General features: G+C 40.8%; 26 protein-coding genes. 18 read left to right on the plus strand and 8 right to left on the minus strand.

The annotated features are described in order from the left end of the window. The first annotated feature begins 148 nt into the window (after nucleotides 1-148). Nucleotides 149-310: a RecX family transcriptional regulator gene (locus PVK71_RS17985; protein ID WP_274420468.1), complete on the plus strand. Its 162-nt coding sequence runs from the start codon at nucleotides 149-151 to the stop codon at nucleotides 308-310. 359 nt (nucleotides 311-669) lie between these two features. Beyond that, nucleotides 670-1,299 carry a recombinase family protein gene (locus tag PVK71_RS17990; protein ID WP_274420470.1) on the plus strand — a complete coding sequence of 210 codons (630 nt, stop codon included), beginning with the start codon at nucleotides 670-672 and terminating at the stop codon, nucleotides 1,297-1,299. Between the two features lie 74 nt (nucleotides 1,300-1,373). On the opposite strand, the gene PVK71_RS17995 is transcribed toward PVK71_RS17990, so the two are convergent. The 4 genes from PVK71_RS17995 to PVK71_RS18010 all read right to left on the minus strand — a co-directional run bounded on the left by PVK71_RS17995 (nucleotide 1,374) and on the right by PVK71_RS18010 (nucleotide 3,658). After that, nucleotides 1,374-1,538, minus strand: coding sequence for a hypothetical protein (locus PVK71_RS17995; RefSeq protein WP_274420472.1), 165 nt, complete (start codon nucleotides 1,536-1,538; stop codon nucleotides 1,374-1,376). Between the two features lie 23 nt (nucleotides 1,539-1,561). Continuing rightward, nucleotides 1,562-2,572 carry a hypothetical protein gene (locus tag PVK71_RS18000; protein WP_274420474.1) on the minus strand — a complete coding sequence of 337 codons (1,011 nt, stop codon included), beginning with the start codon at nucleotides 2,570-2,572 and terminating at the stop codon, nucleotides 1,562-1,564. Between the two features lie 122 nt (nucleotides 2,573-2,694). Beyond that, nucleotides 2,695-2,919, minus strand: a complete 225-nt coding sequence (locus tag PVK71_RS18005; protein ID WP_044583702.1) for a hypothetical protein — start codon at nucleotides 2,917-2,919, stop codon at nucleotides 2,695-2,697. A gap of 118 nt (nucleotides 2,920-3,037) precedes the next feature. After that, nucleotides 3,038-3,658 (minus strand): ParA family protein, encoded by a 621-nt coding sequence (locus PVK71_RS18010; RefSeq protein ID WP_274420475.1) that lies wholly within the window; start codon nucleotides 3,656-3,658, stop codon nucleotides 3,038-3,040. A gap of 235 nt (nucleotides 3,659-3,893) precedes the next feature. On the opposite strand from PVK71_RS18010, the gene PVK71_RS18015 reads away from it, so the two are divergent. Continuing rightward, nucleotides 3,894-4,094, plus strand: coding sequence for a hypothetical protein (locus tag PVK71_RS18015; RefSeq protein ID WP_274420476.1), 201 nt, complete (start codon nucleotides 3,894-3,896; stop codon nucleotides 4,092-4,094). A 16-nt stretch (nucleotides 4,095-4,110) separates the two neighbouring features. Here the strand turns inward: PVK71_RS18015 and PVK71_RS18020 are convergent, their stop codons facing one another. From PVK71_RS18020 to PVK71_RS18035, 4 genes are all read right to left on the minus strand, one after another. Next, nucleotides 4,111-4,704, minus strand: coding sequence for a DUF2913 family protein (locus tag PVK71_RS18020; RefSeq protein WP_274420477.1), 594 nt, complete (start codon nucleotides 4,702-4,704; stop codon nucleotides 4,111-4,113). A gap of 183 nt (nucleotides 4,705-4,887) precedes the next feature. Continuing rightward, nucleotides 4,888-5,271: a DUF2541 family protein gene (locus PVK71_RS18025; RefSeq protein ID WP_274420478.1), complete on the minus strand. Its 384-nt coding sequence runs from the start codon at nucleotides 5,269-5,271 to the stop codon at nucleotides 4,888-4,890. A gap of 799 nt (nucleotides 5,272-6,070) precedes the next feature. Beyond that, a complete protein-coding gene (locus PVK71_RS18030; RefSeq protein WP_443111732.1) occupies nucleotides 6,071-6,961 on the minus strand; it encodes a hypothetical protein in 891 nt (296 codons plus the stop codon). A 422-nt stretch (nucleotides 6,962-7,383) separates the two neighbouring features. Further along, the gene (locus PVK71_RS18035) at nucleotides 7,384-7,995 is read right to left on the minus strand and encodes a S24 family peptidase (protein WP_274420480.1); all 612 of its coding nucleotides are present in this window, start codon (nucleotides 7,993-7,995) and stop codon (nucleotides 7,384-7,386) included. Between the two features lie 153 nt (nucleotides 7,996-8,148). Between PVK71_RS18035 and PVK71_RS18040 the strand changes: the two genes are divergently transcribed. From PVK71_RS18040 to PVK71_RS18110, 15 genes are all read left to right on the plus strand, one after another. Beyond that, on the plus strand, nucleotides 8,149-8,328 hold the full coding sequence (locus PVK71_RS18040) for a TraY domain-containing protein (RefSeq protein WP_274420481.1): 180 nt from the start codon (nucleotides 8,149-8,151) through the stop codon (nucleotides 8,326-8,328). A 242-nt stretch (nucleotides 8,329-8,570) separates the two neighbouring features. After that, nucleotides 8,571-8,732, plus strand: coding sequence for a hypothetical protein (locus PVK71_RS18045; RefSeq protein ID WP_274420482.1), 162 nt, complete (start codon nucleotides 8,571-8,573; stop codon nucleotides 8,730-8,732). After that, nucleotides 8,729-8,866 carry a hypothetical protein gene (locus PVK71_RS18050; protein ID WP_274420483.1) on the plus strand — a complete coding sequence of 46 codons (138 nt, stop codon included), beginning with the start codon at nucleotides 8,729-8,731 and terminating at the stop codon, nucleotides 8,864-8,866. Before PVK71_RS18045 ends, PVK71_RS18050 begins: the two co-directional genes overlap by 4 nt. Before the next feature lie 329 nt (nucleotides 8,867-9,195). Further along, nucleotides 9,196-9,546, plus strand: a complete 351-nt coding sequence (locus PVK71_RS18055; RefSeq protein WP_274420484.1) for a hypothetical protein — start codon at nucleotides 9,196-9,198, stop codon at nucleotides 9,544-9,546. Then, nucleotides 9,543-9,854, plus strand: coding sequence for a hypothetical protein (locus PVK71_RS18060; protein WP_274420485.1), 312 nt, complete (start codon nucleotides 9,543-9,545; stop codon nucleotides 9,852-9,854). The genes PVK71_RS18055 and PVK71_RS18060 overlap by 4 nt, the downstream gene beginning before the upstream one ends. A gap of 12 nt (nucleotides 9,855-9,866) precedes the next feature. Next, a complete protein-coding gene (locus PVK71_RS18065; protein WP_274420486.1) occupies nucleotides 9,867-12,368 on the plus strand; it encodes a VirB4 family type IV secretion system protein in 2,502 nt (833 codons plus the stop codon). 1 nt (nucleotide 12,369) lies between these two features. Continuing rightward, on the plus strand, nucleotides 12,370-12,609 hold the full coding sequence (locus PVK71_RS18070) for a hypothetical protein (RefSeq protein WP_274420487.1): 240 nt from the start codon (nucleotides 12,370-12,372) through the stop codon (nucleotides 12,607-12,609). 9 nt (nucleotides 12,610-12,618) lie between these two features. Then, nucleotides 12,619-13,419, plus strand: a complete 801-nt coding sequence (locus PVK71_RS18075; protein ID WP_274420488.1) for a hypothetical protein — start codon at nucleotides 12,619-12,621, stop codon at nucleotides 13,417-13,419. Beyond that, a complete protein-coding gene (locus PVK71_RS18080; RefSeq protein ID WP_274420489.1) occupies nucleotides 13,416-14,327 on the plus strand; it encodes a type IV secretion system protein in 912 nt (303 codons plus the stop codon). Before PVK71_RS18075 ends, PVK71_RS18080 begins: the two co-directional genes overlap by 4 nt. Before the next feature lie 9 nt (nucleotides 14,328-14,336). After that, entirely contained in the window at nucleotides 14,337-14,720 is a 384-nt protein-coding gene (locus PVK71_RS18085) for a hypothetical protein (RefSeq protein WP_274420490.1), read from the plus strand. 9 nt (nucleotides 14,721-14,729) lie between these two features. Continuing rightward, on the plus strand, nucleotides 14,730-15,458 hold the full coding sequence (locus PVK71_RS18090) for a VirB8/TrbF family protein (RefSeq protein ID WP_274420491.1): 729 nt from the start codon (nucleotides 14,730-14,732) through the stop codon (nucleotides 15,456-15,458). Nucleotides 15,459-15,511: 53 nt separating this feature from the next. Continuing rightward, nucleotides 15,512-16,315, plus strand: coding sequence for a TrbG/VirB9 family P-type conjugative transfer protein (locus PVK71_RS18095; RefSeq protein ID WP_274420492.1), 804 nt, complete (start codon nucleotides 15,512-15,514; stop codon nucleotides 16,313-16,315). Next, the gene (locus tag PVK71_RS18100) at nucleotides 16,315-17,607 is read left to right on the plus strand and encodes a TrbI/VirB10 family protein (RefSeq protein WP_274420493.1); all 1,293 of its coding nucleotides are present in this window, start codon (nucleotides 16,315-16,317) and stop codon (nucleotides 17,605-17,607) included. The genes PVK71_RS18095 and PVK71_RS18100 overlap by 1 nt, the downstream gene beginning before the upstream one ends. Further along, a complete protein-coding gene (locus PVK71_RS18105) occupies nucleotides 17,604-17,966 on the plus strand; it encodes a hypothetical protein (protein WP_274420494.1) in 363 nt (120 codons plus the stop codon). Before PVK71_RS18100 ends, PVK71_RS18105 begins: the two co-directional genes overlap by 4 nt. Then, nucleotides 17,966-18,733: a hypothetical protein gene (locus PVK71_RS18110; RefSeq protein WP_274420495.1), complete on the plus strand. Its 768-nt coding sequence runs from the start codon at nucleotides 17,966-17,968 to the stop codon at nucleotides 18,731-18,733. The genes PVK71_RS18105 and PVK71_RS18110 overlap by 1 nt, the downstream gene beginning before the upstream one ends. Nucleotides 18,734-18,735 lie beyond the last annotated feature (2 nt).

Raw genomic sequence — 18,735 nt, forward strand, 5'->3', positions numbered from 1 at the left:
TTATTTCTCATCATTATCTCGATGACTCCAGACTAATAGAAAAAGAAATAGTAAAGCAGTTAAACAAAAAACATGGATTAGTTCGGACCAAACAAGAGTTAAAAAAAAAAAGTTAGACTCACTTTTAATAGAGCAAGCCTTAGAAGATTTGGATGTAGATTGGTTAGAGCTTGCAGAAGAGCTAAGGACTAAAAAGTTTGGTTATGAATTACCAAAAGATACAAAAGAAAAAACTAAACAAGTTCGCTATCTTCAGTACAGAGGCCACTCAACGAGTATTATTATGGAGTTACTGTCAAATGAAAACTAACGATGTAACCTATAAAATTTTCTGTTCCAACTGTAAACGCGTAACACCTCACATAATTGAAAGCGGATTAGAATCTGAATCCAAAATCGAAACAATATCGCCAAATTTTCTAAGTGAATTCTTCAATTTCTTATTTAATGCAAATGCATTAAATACAAACCATACACCTTATACTTGCTCAATTTGTCAAACTAATTATTTAGATGACTATTGAGCGACAATTAGCCTAACTGACAACATAATGACATTAGGGTATACCCTAATGTCATAGGTTTGATTTTAGCCCTAAAATCCTTTTGTCATTACCTTTTTGTCATGTAGTATTAGATCATTACTTTAATGACACCTAGGCTCAATTCATGTACATATTTGGCTATCTAAGAGCATCAACCAAAGAACAAGACGCAAAAAGAGCACAAGACACCTTAAAGTCTTTTGCTGAAGATAAAGGTGCTCGTATTGCTGGTTGGTATATTGAGAATGTTTCTGGCGCATCACTACAAAGACCTGAGTTAATGCGATTACTTAAAGATGCAGAAAAAGGCGACGCTATCCTTATTGAGCAAGTTGATCGCCTTTCTCGTCTTAATGATGAAGATTGGGAAACACTCAAAGCATTAATCAATAAAAAACAATTAAAAGTGATCAGCTTAGATTTGCCAACCAGCCACACAGTACTAATGAAACATCATAATGATGATTTTACATCAGCCATGTTCAGAGCCATCAATAATATGATGTTAGACATGCTAGCCGCTATTGCACGAAAAGATTACCAAGATAGACGAAGACGTCAGGTTCAAGGTATTGAAAGAGCCAAGATCGAAGGTTTTTACAGAGGCCGAAGACCAGATCTAGATATGCATGAAAAAATAATCCAACTTCGTGTACATAATCAGTTAAGTGTCAATGCAACAGCGAAGTTGGTAGGAGTATCGGCAAGAACCGTGATACGAATAGTTAAGATATACAATGAAGATCGAGTTTAGATATTCAACCTCATATCGTTATTTTAACAATCCGCATGTGACTAATTTCGCTCGGATTTAGGCGCATAACCATACTATCTAGCAAATCGCTTCACTTCATGGATAGGACGATAGTGTTTAAACTCTTTATCAAAAGAGATTGAAAATAATCGAATGTACTCTTCATAAGATGTACCACTCTCTTTACTAGCAAGATCTGCTATATCTGCAACCTTGTGCATCACTGAATGGGATAACATTGATATTCTCCTTTTTAAAACCATTAAGCAAAGGCATAACCTTTTCTATATGACCGCAAAAATCCTGCCTGTTTCAGATCCATCAATACAAAATTAATGGTATCACGCCCTACCCCTTTAAATCTCTCACCAATCCCTCGTTGGCTTGGTTTTACTTCTTTTGCTAGTACCGCTTGCTTGATCTCCAGATAGACTTGCTCATTACATTTTAGATGGTCGTCACTGAATGCTTCCTCTTCATGACAATCAACCAACTCAGAAACGCAGTCGGTAAAATATTCATCATTCACTGCGCGTGACTGTGTAACCACTGCGCACGACTGCGTTTCAATTTCTAACTGCGTTTGGATAGCGTCAGGCTGAATAAGCTCTAGCGCAGACGATTTCTCATGACTGCGCACAACTGCGTTCGAGTGCGCGTGACTGCGTTTCAGTGCGTTAGAAACCAACACTAACAACCAGCTCATTAATTCCAATGCAGCAGAGGTAATGTAACTAATCAGCAAACCAAACTTATCAAAGACGGTCGATTCACTCGGCAGAGTAGATTGACGTTGATAAAGATCATCGATACGAACTAAAAGAGGTTCAACTTTTTCTAGCGTTCTTTCAGATTTAGTAATGAGGTTTGCGTTTTGTTGTTTGGCCGCAAGAAGACGTAACTCGTCCACTTGGGTTGTGTATTCTTTAATTTGCTGAGAAACCGCTTGATAAGCAGTACTGTTTTTTTGACTGGCAACGACACCTTGCTCTAAAGCGGCCACCGATGCAGAGAACGAAACAACACTTAACGTCATGCTCAATACCAGAGCAAACAGCGCAGAAGCGTATTGTTTTTGTGAAAACAAAAATAGAACAAACAACGGTGTAGCGCATTTAGCCAAATCTAACACAATACCTAACGCTGTCATTAGTATAGGCTCACCCATAGCTAACCCTATGCCATACATGAATTGAGCAGTTAAAATTGCAGATAGAGAAGCCGTTGCGATAGATAGCACTATGCAAATAGGCTTTAAAATAGTAGAGTTCATTTGTGATTAATTCCTATTGAAATAGTTGGTCACGCTAACCCCTAGGAGACTTTGGCGAGGAACTTAGGGGTTTTTCATTCTTTCATTCTTTCATTCTTTCATTCTTTCATTCTTTCATTCTTTCATTCTTTCATTCTTTCATTCTCGTAAAATGATAAGAATAACTCTTTCAAAGACAAGCCTCTTTCTGCTGCATATGATTTAATTTCATTATGTTTTTCTGGTGTCACTTTAAACTGAATATTTTTAGTTTCTTCACCACTAGATGCTTTACTACTTGCTGGCATATCTGTTACTAATGTAGGCTTACCTGATGGTGGTGCTATTTTTACTTTATTATTTTTCATAAAAACCTCGATCATTAAATCATTAAATCATTAAATCATTAAATCATTAAATCATTAAATCATTAAATCATTAAATCATTAAATCATTAAATCATTAAATCATTAAATCATTAAATCATTAAATCATTAAATCAACAATTTCTTGAATTGCTTTTGATGTCAATTTATTAAGTGATGGATATCTAGTCTCGGTAATAGACAAACCTTGATCTTGAGCAGAGGAATATCCAGCTTTAAAAGGAATCGCTGTTTGACATACGTTGAACCCCCACGCCTTAATTGTTTCAACCGCATTACTTGTTTCAGAATCAGTAGGCGACTTATTGATTAAAAAAATGATTTTATCAACAGGTATACCATTCATTTTCAAATCATTCGCTAAATGTAATTGAGGCTCTAAATCATCTAATGAAGTACCCGTTGGTAACACAATTAGTGATGATGCTTTCGCTATAACAATAGAATCCTGATCAGCGGCAGGGCGGCCATCTATAACAAGTAAATTATATGATTTCTCACATTTTAATGCAGACTCAACTCGGCGATGGGCTGATGTTGTAATTGTTGGTTGGATTTCTTTTTGATCTCTTCTAGCAGACCATTTACAAGATGTTTGCTGCTGCCAATCCATATCAGCAATATGTACAGTCCAGCTATTATCAGCAAAAGCAACTGCAATACTTCTAGCTAAAGTACTTTTAGTTACTCCTCCTTTTTGACTTAAAAAACTAATTATCATAATAGTACCAATCATTATTTAATGAAAACATGAAATAATGATTAAATGTTTTCATTACTCCATGAAAGAATGAAAACATTATAGCACAGGAATCCACCAATTAAATCATTAAAACATGCTTTAATTAATTCATGAAATCATGTTTTAATGAACTAGATTTAAGTCTTTGTTATAATGGATAATTAATTTACAACCATTACATTTTTTGACTTTATATTTATAGAAAGAGGGCGCTATGTCAGTGTTTAAAATTAACTACCTGAATAATGAAAAGGCGTTACTGAGCAGCGAAACGATTTTAATGAAAGGACTTCCAGCCGCAAAACGTTCATCATCATCGATGGCTCCAATGGGAACGGTGAAGATTGAAATTTACGATATAGCCGAAAACTTACTCACATCAAAAGAATTGGGAAAGTGGACAGTTGCAGAATAAAAGCCTAATAAGGCTTTTATTTTTCAGGGGTAGGGATTTTATGCAGTAACACGGTCGCACATCGATTATCAATTGACGTCGATAAATGCTCCGCAATAAACATCCCTCCATGACCATTAATAATATCCACCAATCGGCTAGGCTCATCCATGATGATAGATATAGGTAAAGGTCTAGATAAGATATTTTCATCACTAAAGCAGGTATCAATTAATTCACTGTCGGTATAAATAATACCTGCCTCTCGTTCAATCTCAGGATTGTCGAGCGTCGATTCAAAGCCATGCTGCTCATAAAGATACGTCAGTAAGATAAACAGATGGTCTGCATCCGTAAATTTCTCGCCATATTGACAGTTCACTTTGTGTAACTCCCCTAATTTTTTCTCGATGTTTTTGCCTTGCCGCGCCTGAGTAATTAACACCTTAATGTCTTTCTTAATGATGACGCTACCCTGTAACGCCATTTGTTTCTTTAGAAACTTAATCAGTAGCTCACTGCGTTTCTTTATCGGTACAAAGCGCGATGACATTTCCATGTGGCTGTACAGATGAAGTAGAGCAAGAGTGGTTAAATTGGTAAAGGCTTGATGATATTTAAGTTTGCTCATGGTGCTCGCTAAAAAAGAGTAGACTATTGTAGAGAAGGTAATCCTAACGGCAATCGCCATAAAACATCCATTTTATCAGGAAAGGGAAGCGGTTGACCATTTTGATGTATTTTTACGGAATACGTTACAAAACTATTGCTACTCCCTTTTTTCGTAGGCGGTGGAGCTTTAGGCGTATTGTTATTATTTTCTACCAAAAATTTTTATTCCAGCCTTAGTTCTTTCAGAATTACCAAAAACCTCTATATTTTTAACACATCGTTTATATGCAAAAGAGCGCCAATCCGTTTCTGCTCCTCCTTTTAAATCTCTATAAAAGTTAATCGTTTTTTTATCACCATTTTTAAACGTTACGATTGCTCGTTTTAAATATACATTTTTTTCAGCTTGGATCTTAATTGCATCCGCTCTACGGCAGAGTATTAATGGCGCTTTAGCACCTTCATCCCCGATTTTAAGTAAAATAGTACGTCCTAATGTAATTTGCTCACTCGCTTGAACCGTAGCGACAGAGAAAACAGTGGTACTCACTACTAACAATTTTATAGCTAAACTCATTATTTTCATTACGTTGGTATCTTATTATTGATATATAAAAGAGACTTATAATATCAATAACATACGTCTTATTTATTAAAAATGTTTATTTATGATTAATTATCCTCATTTTAGGCGATGTTTTAACGTGTTAAAACTAGTTTAAAATACAAAGTGATGCACAAAAAGAGACCTACAAGGGTCATGACTCGATGATGCGATGGATAAATAGTCCAGAGTCACCCACGACCATAAAATTGCTTGTAAGCGCATAGATGAATAAATAACGCCTAATTAAAAGTAACCTCACCCCCTTTCCTGCCAAGATGCTCTTAAGTGCGTTGGTTTATCAGAGTGCGCTTTAGTTTCCTGTCGAATGACAAAAGAAATGTTCAGAGCAGCCAGTAAGGTGATGGACTATTCATGTGTGATGGAATTGAACTGGCTGGGGGCCCGTTAATTTTCTTTTGAGATCTTTTTATGTATGAGGTGTAAATTGAAAATTAATGGGAGGTACTTAATGCTCTGTTCTTAGTTTCTCTTAAATATTTATTTAATTATTTATATAAATACAAAGTACTAATACGGTAGTACTCATAAGCGCAGCCATGTATTCATTGCCATTATTGGACTTTTTTTTAAGGATAATTTATTGCACTACCTTTACTGTGGATAACAAAATTAATCCACAGCCACACGAAAGTAAGGCAAAAACAACGAAAATTATTATCGGAAATCAGTTAAACAGGTCAGAATAGGAGGTAAAAGTTAGGATCTATGAATTTTAGATGTGAGAATGCCTCCGCTTTCGCGGATACATTGATAGTTGTTAATGGGGAGCAGGGTGAGGTAAATAAGCATCAAAGACCCTTGTCACACTTTGAGCGACATCATTGAGCTTATCAGCGTTAAATACTTCTTGTACGCTATTGGCAAGGGTTCTGAATGATACCCAAGAGAAACGTAAGCCTTTTGCCTCTTGACGCTTACGAGACGCGATAATGAGTTGGCAAATATTGCTGTAACGAACCACTTTCAAGTCACTAAAGAAACGCTCAGAGAATTGTTTATACGCTGGAGCACTACGTATAGTGCCTTCTTTTAAGTCAACACAGACGTTGACGCGCTCACTGTGAAGATAACCAGCACGTTTCAAGTATGAGATCGCTTTAGCAAACGATTTAGGTGAAATATAGCGACCAAAGCGCAGCGCATAATCTTCTTGTAAGTGGTCATAGCTGATCGTTTTTAATCCAGCTTCTGTTGGTAAACCAATGCGGCCACCAATGAGATCTGTATTTACAATAATACAAGCAAGTACGTTCGCAACAAGTCGTCGGCATTGAATATTATTCACACCTTCCCCGCCCCACGCATTTAATGCAGGAAAACGGTTCGGGTTGTCTATAAATTCTTCACATGATTTTAAAATACGTGCGTATTCTGGTGGCAAGGTTTCCCATTTACCACTGCGCAGCAAACGACGAGAGCGAAAATCGAACTTAAAAGGGGTCTTAGGCTTCTTTTTGTTTTCATCAGCAACAACAGAACGATGAAGTTCAATCAGCTCATGCTTACGATTTTTACGTTTAGCACGATACTCAGCATCATATTGTTTTTTGATTTGAAGTTTAGAAGCGTCAACAACAGAGCAATGTGAATCAATTACTTGATACTCTGCATCATATTCAGCTTTAATTTGAAGATCAGAAATGCTCATGAGACACATCCTCATCATAACGTCTGATAGCATAAGCTAAGGCATTACGGTGATAGGAATTGCGTCTTTGTATATAGGGCTGCCAGAGGCAACATTGAAATAGTTTCATCTTTAGATTCTCGACAGTTAGTAGATCGTTTGAGTTCCACCTCAAACATTAATTATCAATCTACAACAAAAGATCACAAAGATCAACTGATTGTTATTTCAACAAATTTCAGATACAAAAAAAGCTGACCCTGTCGAGGAAATCAGCTTTTTTTGCGAATGCTATGTCGTTAGATTGGAGGTCTAACACACTCTAATTCTGAAACATACACTACATAATGAACTATGTAGTAGCGTGCTATGTAATGCACATTTTATATCAGAATTTAGTTAATAATAATTAAATTCTCTCTAATTATCAAGTCAAGTTTTCTTTATAAACATAAAGAAGAGTACCACACTACTTTACCTAAAATAACGATATCTTGATAATTTTCGTATATTTCATCTACATAATTATTATTGTAACTTTTCAGATTTAACCCGCAATTATCTAACGATATTAATTTGACTCGAATTAAATCCTCTTGCCTTATTACATACATAGAACCATCTCTAATTTGAGTTTTTGACCTATCAATTACTAATATAGATTCATGATTTAACACAGGTTCCATGCTATCGCCATGAGCAGTAATAGCTTCTAAATTAGAAATATTAAAATACTTAAACAACGCTTTAGGTAATGATATTGATGTGACATTTTCACAATTGTTGGAAAGACCATTTCCAGCAGAAGCTTTTATATCTTCATAAAATGGTATCTCAATATACTCGCATACATCATCAATATGCCCCACCAACCATTGAACAGAACACTGTAAAACATTAGCTAGCGTAACTAGGTGCTCCCCTTTAGGAGTAGTTTCTTCTCTCTCCCACTGAGAAATTGCCGATGTAGTTACATGAACTAAATCAGCTAATACTCGCTGGCTATAACCAAGCGATTTTCTTTTTTCTTTAATTCTACGAGATATATCTTTCATTCATACATGATAACTTTAAATGATATAAATATTCTTGCGTATCCTTACGAATAAAATATAGAAAACTTTACAAAATTATAGAAAACTTTTACTATTCCCATTATGATCATCCATACAGTCTTTTTACAAGCTGAAAAACCTCAAGGTTATTGAATGAGCAAAAAGAAAGACACCGTAGGTATCCATTTTCAAATGGACAAAATCACGAGTGATACGCTTCAAAAAGAAGCAGAAAAAACTGGACGTAGTAAACGGCAAGAAGCCGCTATTCGGCTTGCTGACCATGTCGCCCGTTTTAGTTCAGTTAATGACTATGAATACATAGAAAGATAATTTTTTTATTGTAATTAATCCCACATCGGGATGCTCTTTAACAATCAATGCCAAGGTAGATCATCTACCAGACTATTCACGTGTGATACGTCAAGACTCTATTTTTGATGATCGTCGACAAATGCCCGTAATAATTTGTCAGTGTCCAAAGGGCATATCACCCCCTAATTTTTGGCAGGGTAATCAATAAATCCGATTGATTGTAATGTGAGTGGATTTTCTTTTTTCACAAAGGAAGTAATGTGAAAGCATTTAAAAAAAACAGAGTGGATAAAGCAATTCAGTTAGCTGAACATCCCACTTATCGTGCACTGCATTGGTATCGTGATACCAAGGGCAATGTAGTTAAGCGATTTACACCAGTAAAACCTTACCAAACCGTAACTAAAAAGGGCATGTTATGAACATGACACAAACCGAAATGCGAGAAGGCCATAAACCACGTACTGAACGTGTTGATAAACACGCAAAACAACGCATTGATGACAAATGGTATCAGTGGCAATTACGAAAAATTAATGAGAATGCGTTGATGTGATCACCACCGCCTTGTTTGGGATTTACAAAGCGATGCACATAGCATCACAAGCTCACTCAGCGATAAAGACTTGGTTTTAGTGTGTGACAACCACTAAAGAAAAACCGTCTGTTAATGGTCAAACCATTCGTGAAGCCAACACGTAATAATACACACTCTTTTAATCTATTAGGGGGTATCAGTCTTGTAAGCACGTACAAACAGCAACATCCCTCAACGTGTGGTCTATTGGCAGTAGGCTAAAAAACAGCAAGCATCCCGAACAACTATATACAGTACCCAAGTATTTATCGCTGAGTGAGTTTTCACCGAATAACGGTAAACACACCATGACACCATCAAACCCAAAACTCAAGAACACCACAGTCCTTGATAAACATTCACTCATTATCGGCCTACCCGTTGAAATTCTGGCCATCACCGCGCTCTTTAGTGTTTTTGGTGTCGGTTTGCTTATTTCATTGGGTGGGCTTTTTTGGGGCTTAATTCTAGGCTCGCTCTGGATAACCCTACTTTTTATACCCATGCGGGCATTGCACAAACACGATCCACAAGCATGGAAAGTCTGGATTAATACACTGCAACACGCCTCACTTTCCCCACAAACCATCATTAAAAAAGACATCCGTATCATGCAAAAACACCGCGTGACGCCCTTTACTCTCTGGAGAAAAAAATGAAAACAACCCGATCTATTATTCCCCTGATTTTGTTATTCCCAACCCTTGCTCATGCTCGCGTCTCTATTGGCTCAGGCGGGGGCGGTCCATTCAGTAAAGTCGCCGATTTCTTCCAAGAAATCGTTGATTTTCTTGGGGGCACAGGCACCTTGTTCGTGGTCTTTGTTGCCATTTGTGCGGGCATTGGCCTTTGGGTCTTCATCCCAAAACAAGCGGGAACAGCCCTTGGTTGGATTTTTCGAGGCTGTATTGGTGCCATTGCGTTATTTAGCATGGGCACCGTCATTACTTGGCTACAAAGCTTCTAGGAAAAGACACTCATGGCAGCATTAAATCAATTTATACACACGTTTGCAGCCATGAACTCCGTGGCCATTACCGATACTGGCAGCGTGATTGGGGTGCTTGAGCTCTCAGGCGTTGAACCTGCAATGTTAAGCAATGAAGACAAATCACTCATGACTCGCTTACTTCGCGGTCTTATTCAACGCTTACCGGTTCATGCCACCCTAACGCAATATTATTTTCATCAAAACAATGCCCATGTATCGCTGTTACCAAGAAACAACCCACGAGCACAATTGGTCTCCACGCGTCGTGCTCACTTCTTAAATCACACGCGAGACATGAACCGCTCTAATTTATATTGGGCAATCGAAATCGCCCCATCAAGCGCCCTAAATTCAAAAAAAGGATTGATTGCCTCCTTTTTTCAAGCGCTGGTTGATAAGAACCAACGCCAATTATTACTACTGGCTTTATCGCATCGTGAATGCAGTTTAATTGAGGAGCGTGAGTTTCTTGCTCAATGTGATGCACTCAACGACACATTAGATAAGCTAGTATTGGGCTTGAGCTTTCGCTCCTTAACGAATACTCGATTGAATGACGGCTCGTTATTCTTTTTACAAAAAGCCTTAGTGCAACTTTCCCCACGTTATTTACAAGAAAACGCGGTAGCCCCACGCTCTGATTGGGATAAATATCTGGCCACGGTTGAAGTAACCACCGTGATTGTAGAAGGGGTTCATTATCTTAAAATTGGAGCCGCACAACCTGTGTATGCTCGCATTGCGAGCGTGCAAGGGGTTGGTATGGAAACCGTACCAGAAAGCGCGTGGGCCAGTGAGTTAGCCCCTGTATTAGAGAAGGGTAATTACCTTTTGTTTACCCGCTTTACTCCATTTACCACTCGTGAAAAACACGCCATGGTATCGGCTCGTGAAGGTGAACTCTATCGCTCACAAGTCGCCATTTCCGATTTAGTGTTAGGGACTGCCTCGGCGGGCGCGATTAAAGAGAAAATGAACGCCAACCCGCGATTAAAAGAGACCTTGTCAGAGCTTGATACCATCGCGCACGATTCAGATAAATACGGCCTATTCAATTCATCCGTGGTTATTTTTGATACCAGTGTGGCCTTGGTTCGTGAGCGCGTTAAGCGATTAAATTCCGTGCTTGAGAACGCTGAATTTCACTTGCTGTGGGAAAGTATAGGGCTTGTCGGTGCCTATACTCAATTGTTGCTCGGCGCGACATCAAAGGGGCTGCGCACCAGTACCATTAATACCACTCAAGCCGCGGCGCTGTCTCTCTTTTATCGCTCAAATGAAGGCTTACCGCTGTGGGATTTTGGTCGTAAAAAAGAAGAAGCGGTGTACATCTTAGAGGGGGATGACGGGGTTCCGTTTCACTATACCCCGTTTGTCGGTGATAAATGCTTGGTCATTGGGGTCGGTCCAACGCGAAGCGGTAAAACCTTCTTAAAAAACTGCATCGCTACCCATTTTTCAAAACTCGGCGGCATGTATTGCGCCATGGACATAGACCAAGGCTCTGAGCCTGTGGCTCGGTTCTTCAAAGAAGATGGCGCCATTTTTCGATTAAGCGATACCCAAACCACCGATGGCTTTAATCCCTTCATGATGGCCTCGGGGCCAGAAGATGACGCTTTTCATCGTCACATGATGGGCCTTATTCGTTTGATGCTACAAGAGAATGATGCGGTTGAGTTGCAAACCTTAACCTCGGATGAGCAAGCGCAGCTTGACCATGCCATCTTAACCACCATGTCACAAGAAACGCCTGAATTGAAAAACTTCTCTGCCATGCTCGGACAATGCAGTCCATCAGTGCATAAGAAACTCGCGTATTTCAAGCGAGGCGGGTTATATGGCAACTTATTTGATAACGATGTAGATGCGATTGGGGTATTAGATAAACCGTTTTCTGTCTACAACACTGAAGGGGTCAAAGATTACCCAAAGCTCGCCACCTTAGTGAATACTGAATTATTTTTTAGGGCGGTTCGCTTATTTGAAAACCCACTCCATCGTGAGCGAGCGAAGTTTCTTGAAGTGGATGAGTGTCAATATGTTCTGTCACAAAAAGGGGCGGCTGAATTTTTGATTAAAAAAGCCAGAACGTGGTTTAAGCACGGGGGCGGAATGGGCTTTTGGACTCAATCCCCTAAACACTATTCAGCACTTGAGGAATGGTCAACGCTGCGAAGCGCCGCAACCACCTTCATTTTCATGAGCGACAAGGAAATGGAAGAGCAAGAATATAAAGACGCCTTTCCGTTTTTGACTAGCCATGAATGCGACATCATCTTGAACCTCATCCCACGAAAACAAGCGTTCATCAAACAAATGGACATTGGTGTGGCCAAAATCGTCAATCTTCATGTAGAGCCTGAGCAATACGTTATTGCTACTTCAAGACCTCATGAAGCCGCTCTTGCACAACGTATCTACGGTGAAGAAAGTGACATTGATGTAGCTATCGATCGCATTGTGAATGAACTCGGATTAAGGAAATAACATGATAAAAAAAACACTGTGCATGATATTACTTATCACCACACTCCCGACTCATTCCGTCGTTTTAACGCCGATGGCAATATCTATATTAGTAACACTTTCTGACTATCAAAAAGCTTTGTATTTGCAATGTGCCAGTAAGACAGAAATGACCGCTGAAGAAATCATCACCTGTGAAAAGCTAAAAAAGGAAGTGTCATTACTCCAAATAAAACTCAGTCCTTTACCTAGATCGGATTAAGGAAATAGCATGAACTTTTATACGACAAAGAAAAAAGTCCTGGTATTAATAATAAGCGGCTGCTTATCCTTTAAGGCCGTTGGCTCTGGCTTTCCCGTGGTTGATATTGCGGGATTAGTTCAAGCGGTAACTCAATACAGTCAACTCATTCAAGAATACGAGCAAATTCTTAAGCAAACAGGACTTAACACTGACCAACTGCTTACGGCCATTGACCAATACACCCAAACCTTAAGGGAGTATCAAGTTCTGCTCAATCAAGTGGAATCACTAAAAAATAAACTTGATAGAAAAGATTACATGGCCATCAGTCGAGACATGAACCGCTTGTATGAAAACCATTTGTTAGATACGGAGGTTCCTCAGACATTGGAATTATCTCGCCGTCAGGCGGATTTTGGTACTCGTGATGACATGAATACCTTAGCAACGGATGCACTCAGTTACGTTCCGCAAGATTTAAGCTATTCGTATAACTTAGCCAATAACGCGAATAATGAATCCAAAGAGCGAGAATATTATCGGGAGCTAAATAAACAAAGTCGTGCCGACATCGACCATCTGGATGAGCAACGATTGAGCTTAGGCTCTCAAAGTGAGTTAGCGACCTTGCAATTGATTGTTGAGCAAAACCAAATATTGATTGACCAAATCGCGATAAGCAATGAAATGAAACTGGCTTCCATGAGCTCCAGCAATATGGCCAATCAATCCGCTCAAATTGAATTACGCTCAAAGCTCAAACGCCTAGAGCGAATGAAAAGAGCCAAAGAGCAAGGCATTATCATTGATGAAAGGCCATTGCGATGAGTGCAAGTAATACGTTTAGAGACGTATTTTCACAGTCGATCACTCGATTTGTAGACATGCTGATTAATAACGGGGATATTTCTTGGTTTGCTACCGCAATTTTAGTGGTGTTGTTTGTCATTCTTTATTTTACCGAAGTCGCAAAATACATGTTAATCGGCATCGATAAAGAAAGTATCATCCAATCCACGCTCATGGTTTTTGCAACCTTGCTTATCATCGCAAGCTACCAACTCTTGTTTGATAATTTGCATGTTCTTTTTGATGAAATTGGACTCTCTATTCAAGAAGCGGCGACGGGAAAACGAGATCCCTTTTATCTTTTTAATTGGGTTACGTATTCACTCACCACCATGTATAACGAAGACGTTTCCTTTTGGAGTATGCCCGTTGGAGACGTCATTTATGCGGGACTCTGGTATCTTGTGGCCATTGCTTTGCAATTGGTCATGTTCCTTATTAGCTCATGGGCGGTTTGGACATTATCGTTAGCAAAAATACTCGGTGTTCTGTTCATTCCATTACTTATTCACCCCTCGACTCGCAACCTATTTGATGGTTGGTTCAAGTTTACCCTTGGCAGTTTGATGTTATTAATTGTATTAAGAGCAACAGGTGCCATTTCAGCCTTAGCCATTCAAGCCCAATTCCAATCCATCGGATTAATGGTGTGTGGTGACGCATTGAACTTCTCATCTTGTAATGGCGTTGATAGATTGCAAAACACCACCATGATGGGGGCTGATTTCATTGATTTAATCGTCACAGGTCTCATGGCTATTTTATTAATTGGATCGTCAATTGGACTCACCGCTGCACTGGTGGGTGGTATAGAATCACCAAGTCGAGCCGCCTCTTCTGGTGCGTCTAAAGCCGCATCAGTGATTGGTAAAAACTTTTTAAAATAAGGAAACAACATGCTTAATAACATCAACAAAAAAGAGCTTTTGACCACGGTCTTACAACTAATCGGGCTCGCGGTGACTATTCTCATCATCATGATGATTGGCCAGCTCTCTCAATTAACTCAAAGTCACTCGGATATGTATTTGCACACTCACGATGGTTGGAAAAACGCAGCCCCTGAAAATGCGGCGCTGATTGTTGCATATCGTGAGGAATGCATTGATAAAAACAAAGCCTCTAAGCAACCGCTTGTTGATAAAGAAGCCGAAGTAAATTGTGCCAAGAAAATGGGCGTCTACCCGCTGTATCGTCAACTGCAAGACCACCCAACATTAAACGCACAATGGCCATTGAAACTCTTTATTAATGACATCACCGTCACCAATGCTATCTAGGAGTATGTTATGCCATCCAGTATCGTCATTGATACGCCATCGGGGGCTGAAGCCCTCGATAATGAGCTAAAGCAACGCGCCGCCCTTCGCGCTGAACGCAATCGATGGTTCGCCATCTGTTTATCCTTAGTGGTCGTGGTCTTTTTCTCCCTTGCCTTTGCGTGGTTTGCCTTTTTAAAGGCAAACAACAACAAAGAAATTGTGTATGTCAAACTCGCCCCCAACGGCTCATGGTCCGTTGTGGATTACCAACCCCAAGACGCACAGCTCTACTTTAAAACCACCATCGACAGCCTCCTTTCTCGCTACGCCAGCCTACGTTATCAAGTCAATCCAAGCACCATCGCCACCGATTGGGGCGACGCCAGTCTCCTTATGGGGGCGGATTTGCGTGATGACTTTGTTTCCCCTCGCGGATTTAACGCCAAAGAGAAAGCGGCCAAGATAGTCACCAGTCGAGATAACGTCACGATTGAGTTTCGTAACATCGAGCACTACGACCAAATCAATGCCATCAGCGCCGATGGCATTGAGAACAACGTGATACGCAGCAACGTGTATTTCACTCGCACCTCTAAAACCATGGGCCGAACCACGCCCCCTGAAAAATTGGTATTAAGTCTTCAATGGCAACTCATGGATAAATTTGAGTTAGCCGAGCAAAGCATGGATTTTTTACGTATCAATCCGATAGGTATTCAAGTCCTCTCTCAACAACTCAATATCGAACGTGAGTAACCCTTATGAAAACACTGGTCTTCGTCGCCCTGCTTGGGGTGACGAGCGTTAGCGTGCAAGCCGCTACCTGTAAACAATTACGATTCTCTGAAAACGACATTATCACGGTACGCTCTGCCATCGGCATGGGCACTCGTATTCAACTCCCCGCCAATTTAATTTCTGAGCCTGCAACCTCCAACAACCATTTGTGGGATGTAGAGGGCATTGTTGGCACCAATCAGATTGTGCTTAAACCCAACTCAAGCCTAAAAGAAGGCGAAAGCACCATGATTTACGTCTTCACCGACGATGGGCGTGTGATTGACATTAACGCCTCCAGAGTGGCGGTAAAGGCAAATCAGCCTTGTGTGGTACTTGACCCAAGCCCTGCCTTTTTCAGTAAAGACACAAAAATGGCCATTCGTGGGTTTGCACAACAACCACAGCTTGGTGTGAACGCCCGCTCTGAAAGTGACATTGCTCGTATCGACCAATTAGAAAAGCAGTTGGACATTGCAAAGCAAACCAACGAGCTAGAGCGTAAACAAGCCATCATCAGCGCGTTAAAAAAATACCGTTATCGTATTTATACCCGCTATCAATGGGATGAAGGCAAAGAGTTTGTCGGACGTAACACCATTTCGGATGTATACGACGATGGCCAATTTACCTACATTCGTCTTGCTAATCCAAACCGTGGCATTTTAAGCGTTGAAACCATGATTGGCGGAAAGAACGCCATTGCACCAACAGATTACGTCGATGAATACGCCATGTATAAAGTCACGGGCATTTACCCACAATTCACGCTGCGCGTGGATGAAGTCACTCTCAAAATTAATCGCATGGATAACCAAACCAAAGGGAATCTGTGATGAGTGAAGAAAATGAACCAATTGAAACCCAAGCCGATTATAAAAAAATGGGCATTACCCTTGGGGCCGTGGTGTTTGGGGTGTTATTTACTTTGTTTGGGCTCAACTTTGCGGCGGATAAAAGCCGCAAAAATAATGAAGTGAATGAGCCCGCCCCCAGCAAGCAAACAACCACAGTGACATCCGCATCCTCCTTTGAAGATGAAGTGTTTAAAACCGTGGGCAACAAACGTAATCCCGCGCAAGAGTCCACCGATATAGTGGGTTCCGCCTCCGTACCAAATTATCGACAACAAGAAGGGGGCAATTCACTGACCTCCATGCTTGGTCCTGATTTAGTCGAGCAAGAGAAAGGAAAACATGATGCACTAGAAATGAAGCGGGCCTTACTCTCTAGTCGCTCCGCATGGGGATTGAAAAGCCCCGTCATTGACAGCTCTGTGGCGATAGGGAATACGCGAAGGCCGATACCCAAGGCTTCACCGCCATCGGATGACCGGTTATCGAGTGACGACCAGCGTCTTATGATAGCCAATCGATTAAAAGAAGCCGAAGCCCTAAAACAACGAATACTCCAAGGAGACACCAGCTCACTGGACAACAGTCAAAACCTAACGACTCAACTCAATACCCTTGAGGCGAGTTTTTCACCGCCACCAACCAACATTGTTGGATTCACCAAAGAAAATACCTACAACGCCTCAACAGAGGGCTTGCTCAAACTCCCGATAGGCACACTCATTCCCGCCATCACCGCCATGAAAACCAACAGCGATTACTCAGGCTCGTTCAAAGCCACCGTATCTCAAGATGTGTTTGATTTAAGCGGGGAATACGTTCTGGTGCCACGGGGTGCTCAAGTGATTTTAAAATCCGTCTCTATCAGCAATGTCAACGAGCCCATCAGCAGTCGCATGGGCATTACGGTGCCATGGATAGTGTTACCTAACGGCAACAAGATTGATTTAAGCAAATCCTCTGGCATGGACAGAGAAGGCATTAACGCTCTTGGGGACATGGTTGATAGGCATTTGATGGCGCAATTCTTTGGGGTTGCGGCTTACGCGCTTGTGGCCACAGAAACCAGTCGCTCTGGCACCAGTAGCGACAGCGATTCCAGTTATGCTGGGGATGTGGGTGAAGGGCTTCGCTCTCAAGCCGCTCCCCTTGCTCAAAAATACTTATCCCTTACCCCAACCATTACCCTGCGGGCGGGGCAAAGTATGAACATCATGATTGAGGATGAGATATTTCTCTCACCTTGGCGCAATATTTACGAGGATTATTTATGAAAAAACCAACGCCCTATCTGTTTGGGCTGCTACTCATGGCAAGCGTTAATGTCAACGCCGCGCCCTATCTTGCCGAAGTTGACCCACTTCAAGTCGCCGTCAGAACCGTATGGCCGCCAGAGCTGACCACGGTTGAAGATGCGGTGACATGGTTGATTGAACCACTTGGGTATGAGCTGACAACTCAATACCCCGCCCCAAGTAGCGCAGAAGAAATACTGAATGGCCCTATCCCAAGCGGGGCCAAACTTCACCGAACCATGCCCGTGTTAGACGCCATTCAAATTCTGATAGGCACCGATAACACCATTCTATTAGACAAAAAGCATCGCTTACTCAGCGCCGCACGAGGTCATTAATGAAGACTCAACGCTCTCTCTTATCGTTTCTCACTGTACCGCTCTTACTCAGTGCGTGTGCTTCCGATCCTTATGAAGGTCGCGGTGAATATTTTGCACTGACTCAGCGACACATTATTGAGCTGGATTTATCCGTAATAAAACCAAGCCAAACGGCGCAAACCCAACAAAGTGCCAAACAGCTTGCCTTGATACAAAGCCAAGTCAGTGAAAAAGACGCCTCTCCAAGCAACGATAAAATGTATCGATTCACCCTTAAAGAAGGGGAAACCTACCGCACGGCCATTCGTCGTTGGTCAAAAAAAGCGGGCTATAACAACGTAGTTTGGTCAATGGATGAGTCAGGCATGAGCGCCATCAATGGCACCAATCCTGAGCTTGTGGATTATCACGGCACCTTAAAGAAAGCCATGAGTTTACTTGCTGCCAAACTCAACACCCCTATTCGACTGACTGTATCAGAAAAAGACAAGGTGCTTGGTGTATATGACTTTGATGAAGAGCCAAAACTCACTCACATCAAAGGCAGCTCATTAAAAGACGTAGTACGTAACATCGTGATTAATTACGGCCTCAAATGGTCGGACGATACCAACGATTCTCGCAGTTGGTTGGCGCTCAATGATTACACCTTTGGGGCCAACTATTACTTATTAACCAGAGAAAACGACGTCAATAGCGCTCTGCAAGTGGTGTTATCGAGTTACCCCGTTCGCTCTGAAATTTTAGAATCCACTAACCAAGTCTTTATCTTGGAGGAAAATTAATC

The organism is Aliivibrio sp. S4MY1 (assembly GCF_028765545.1).
Taxonomy (GTDB): domain Bacteria; phylum Pseudomonadota; class Gammaproteobacteria; order Enterobacterales; family Vibrionaceae; genus Aliivibrio.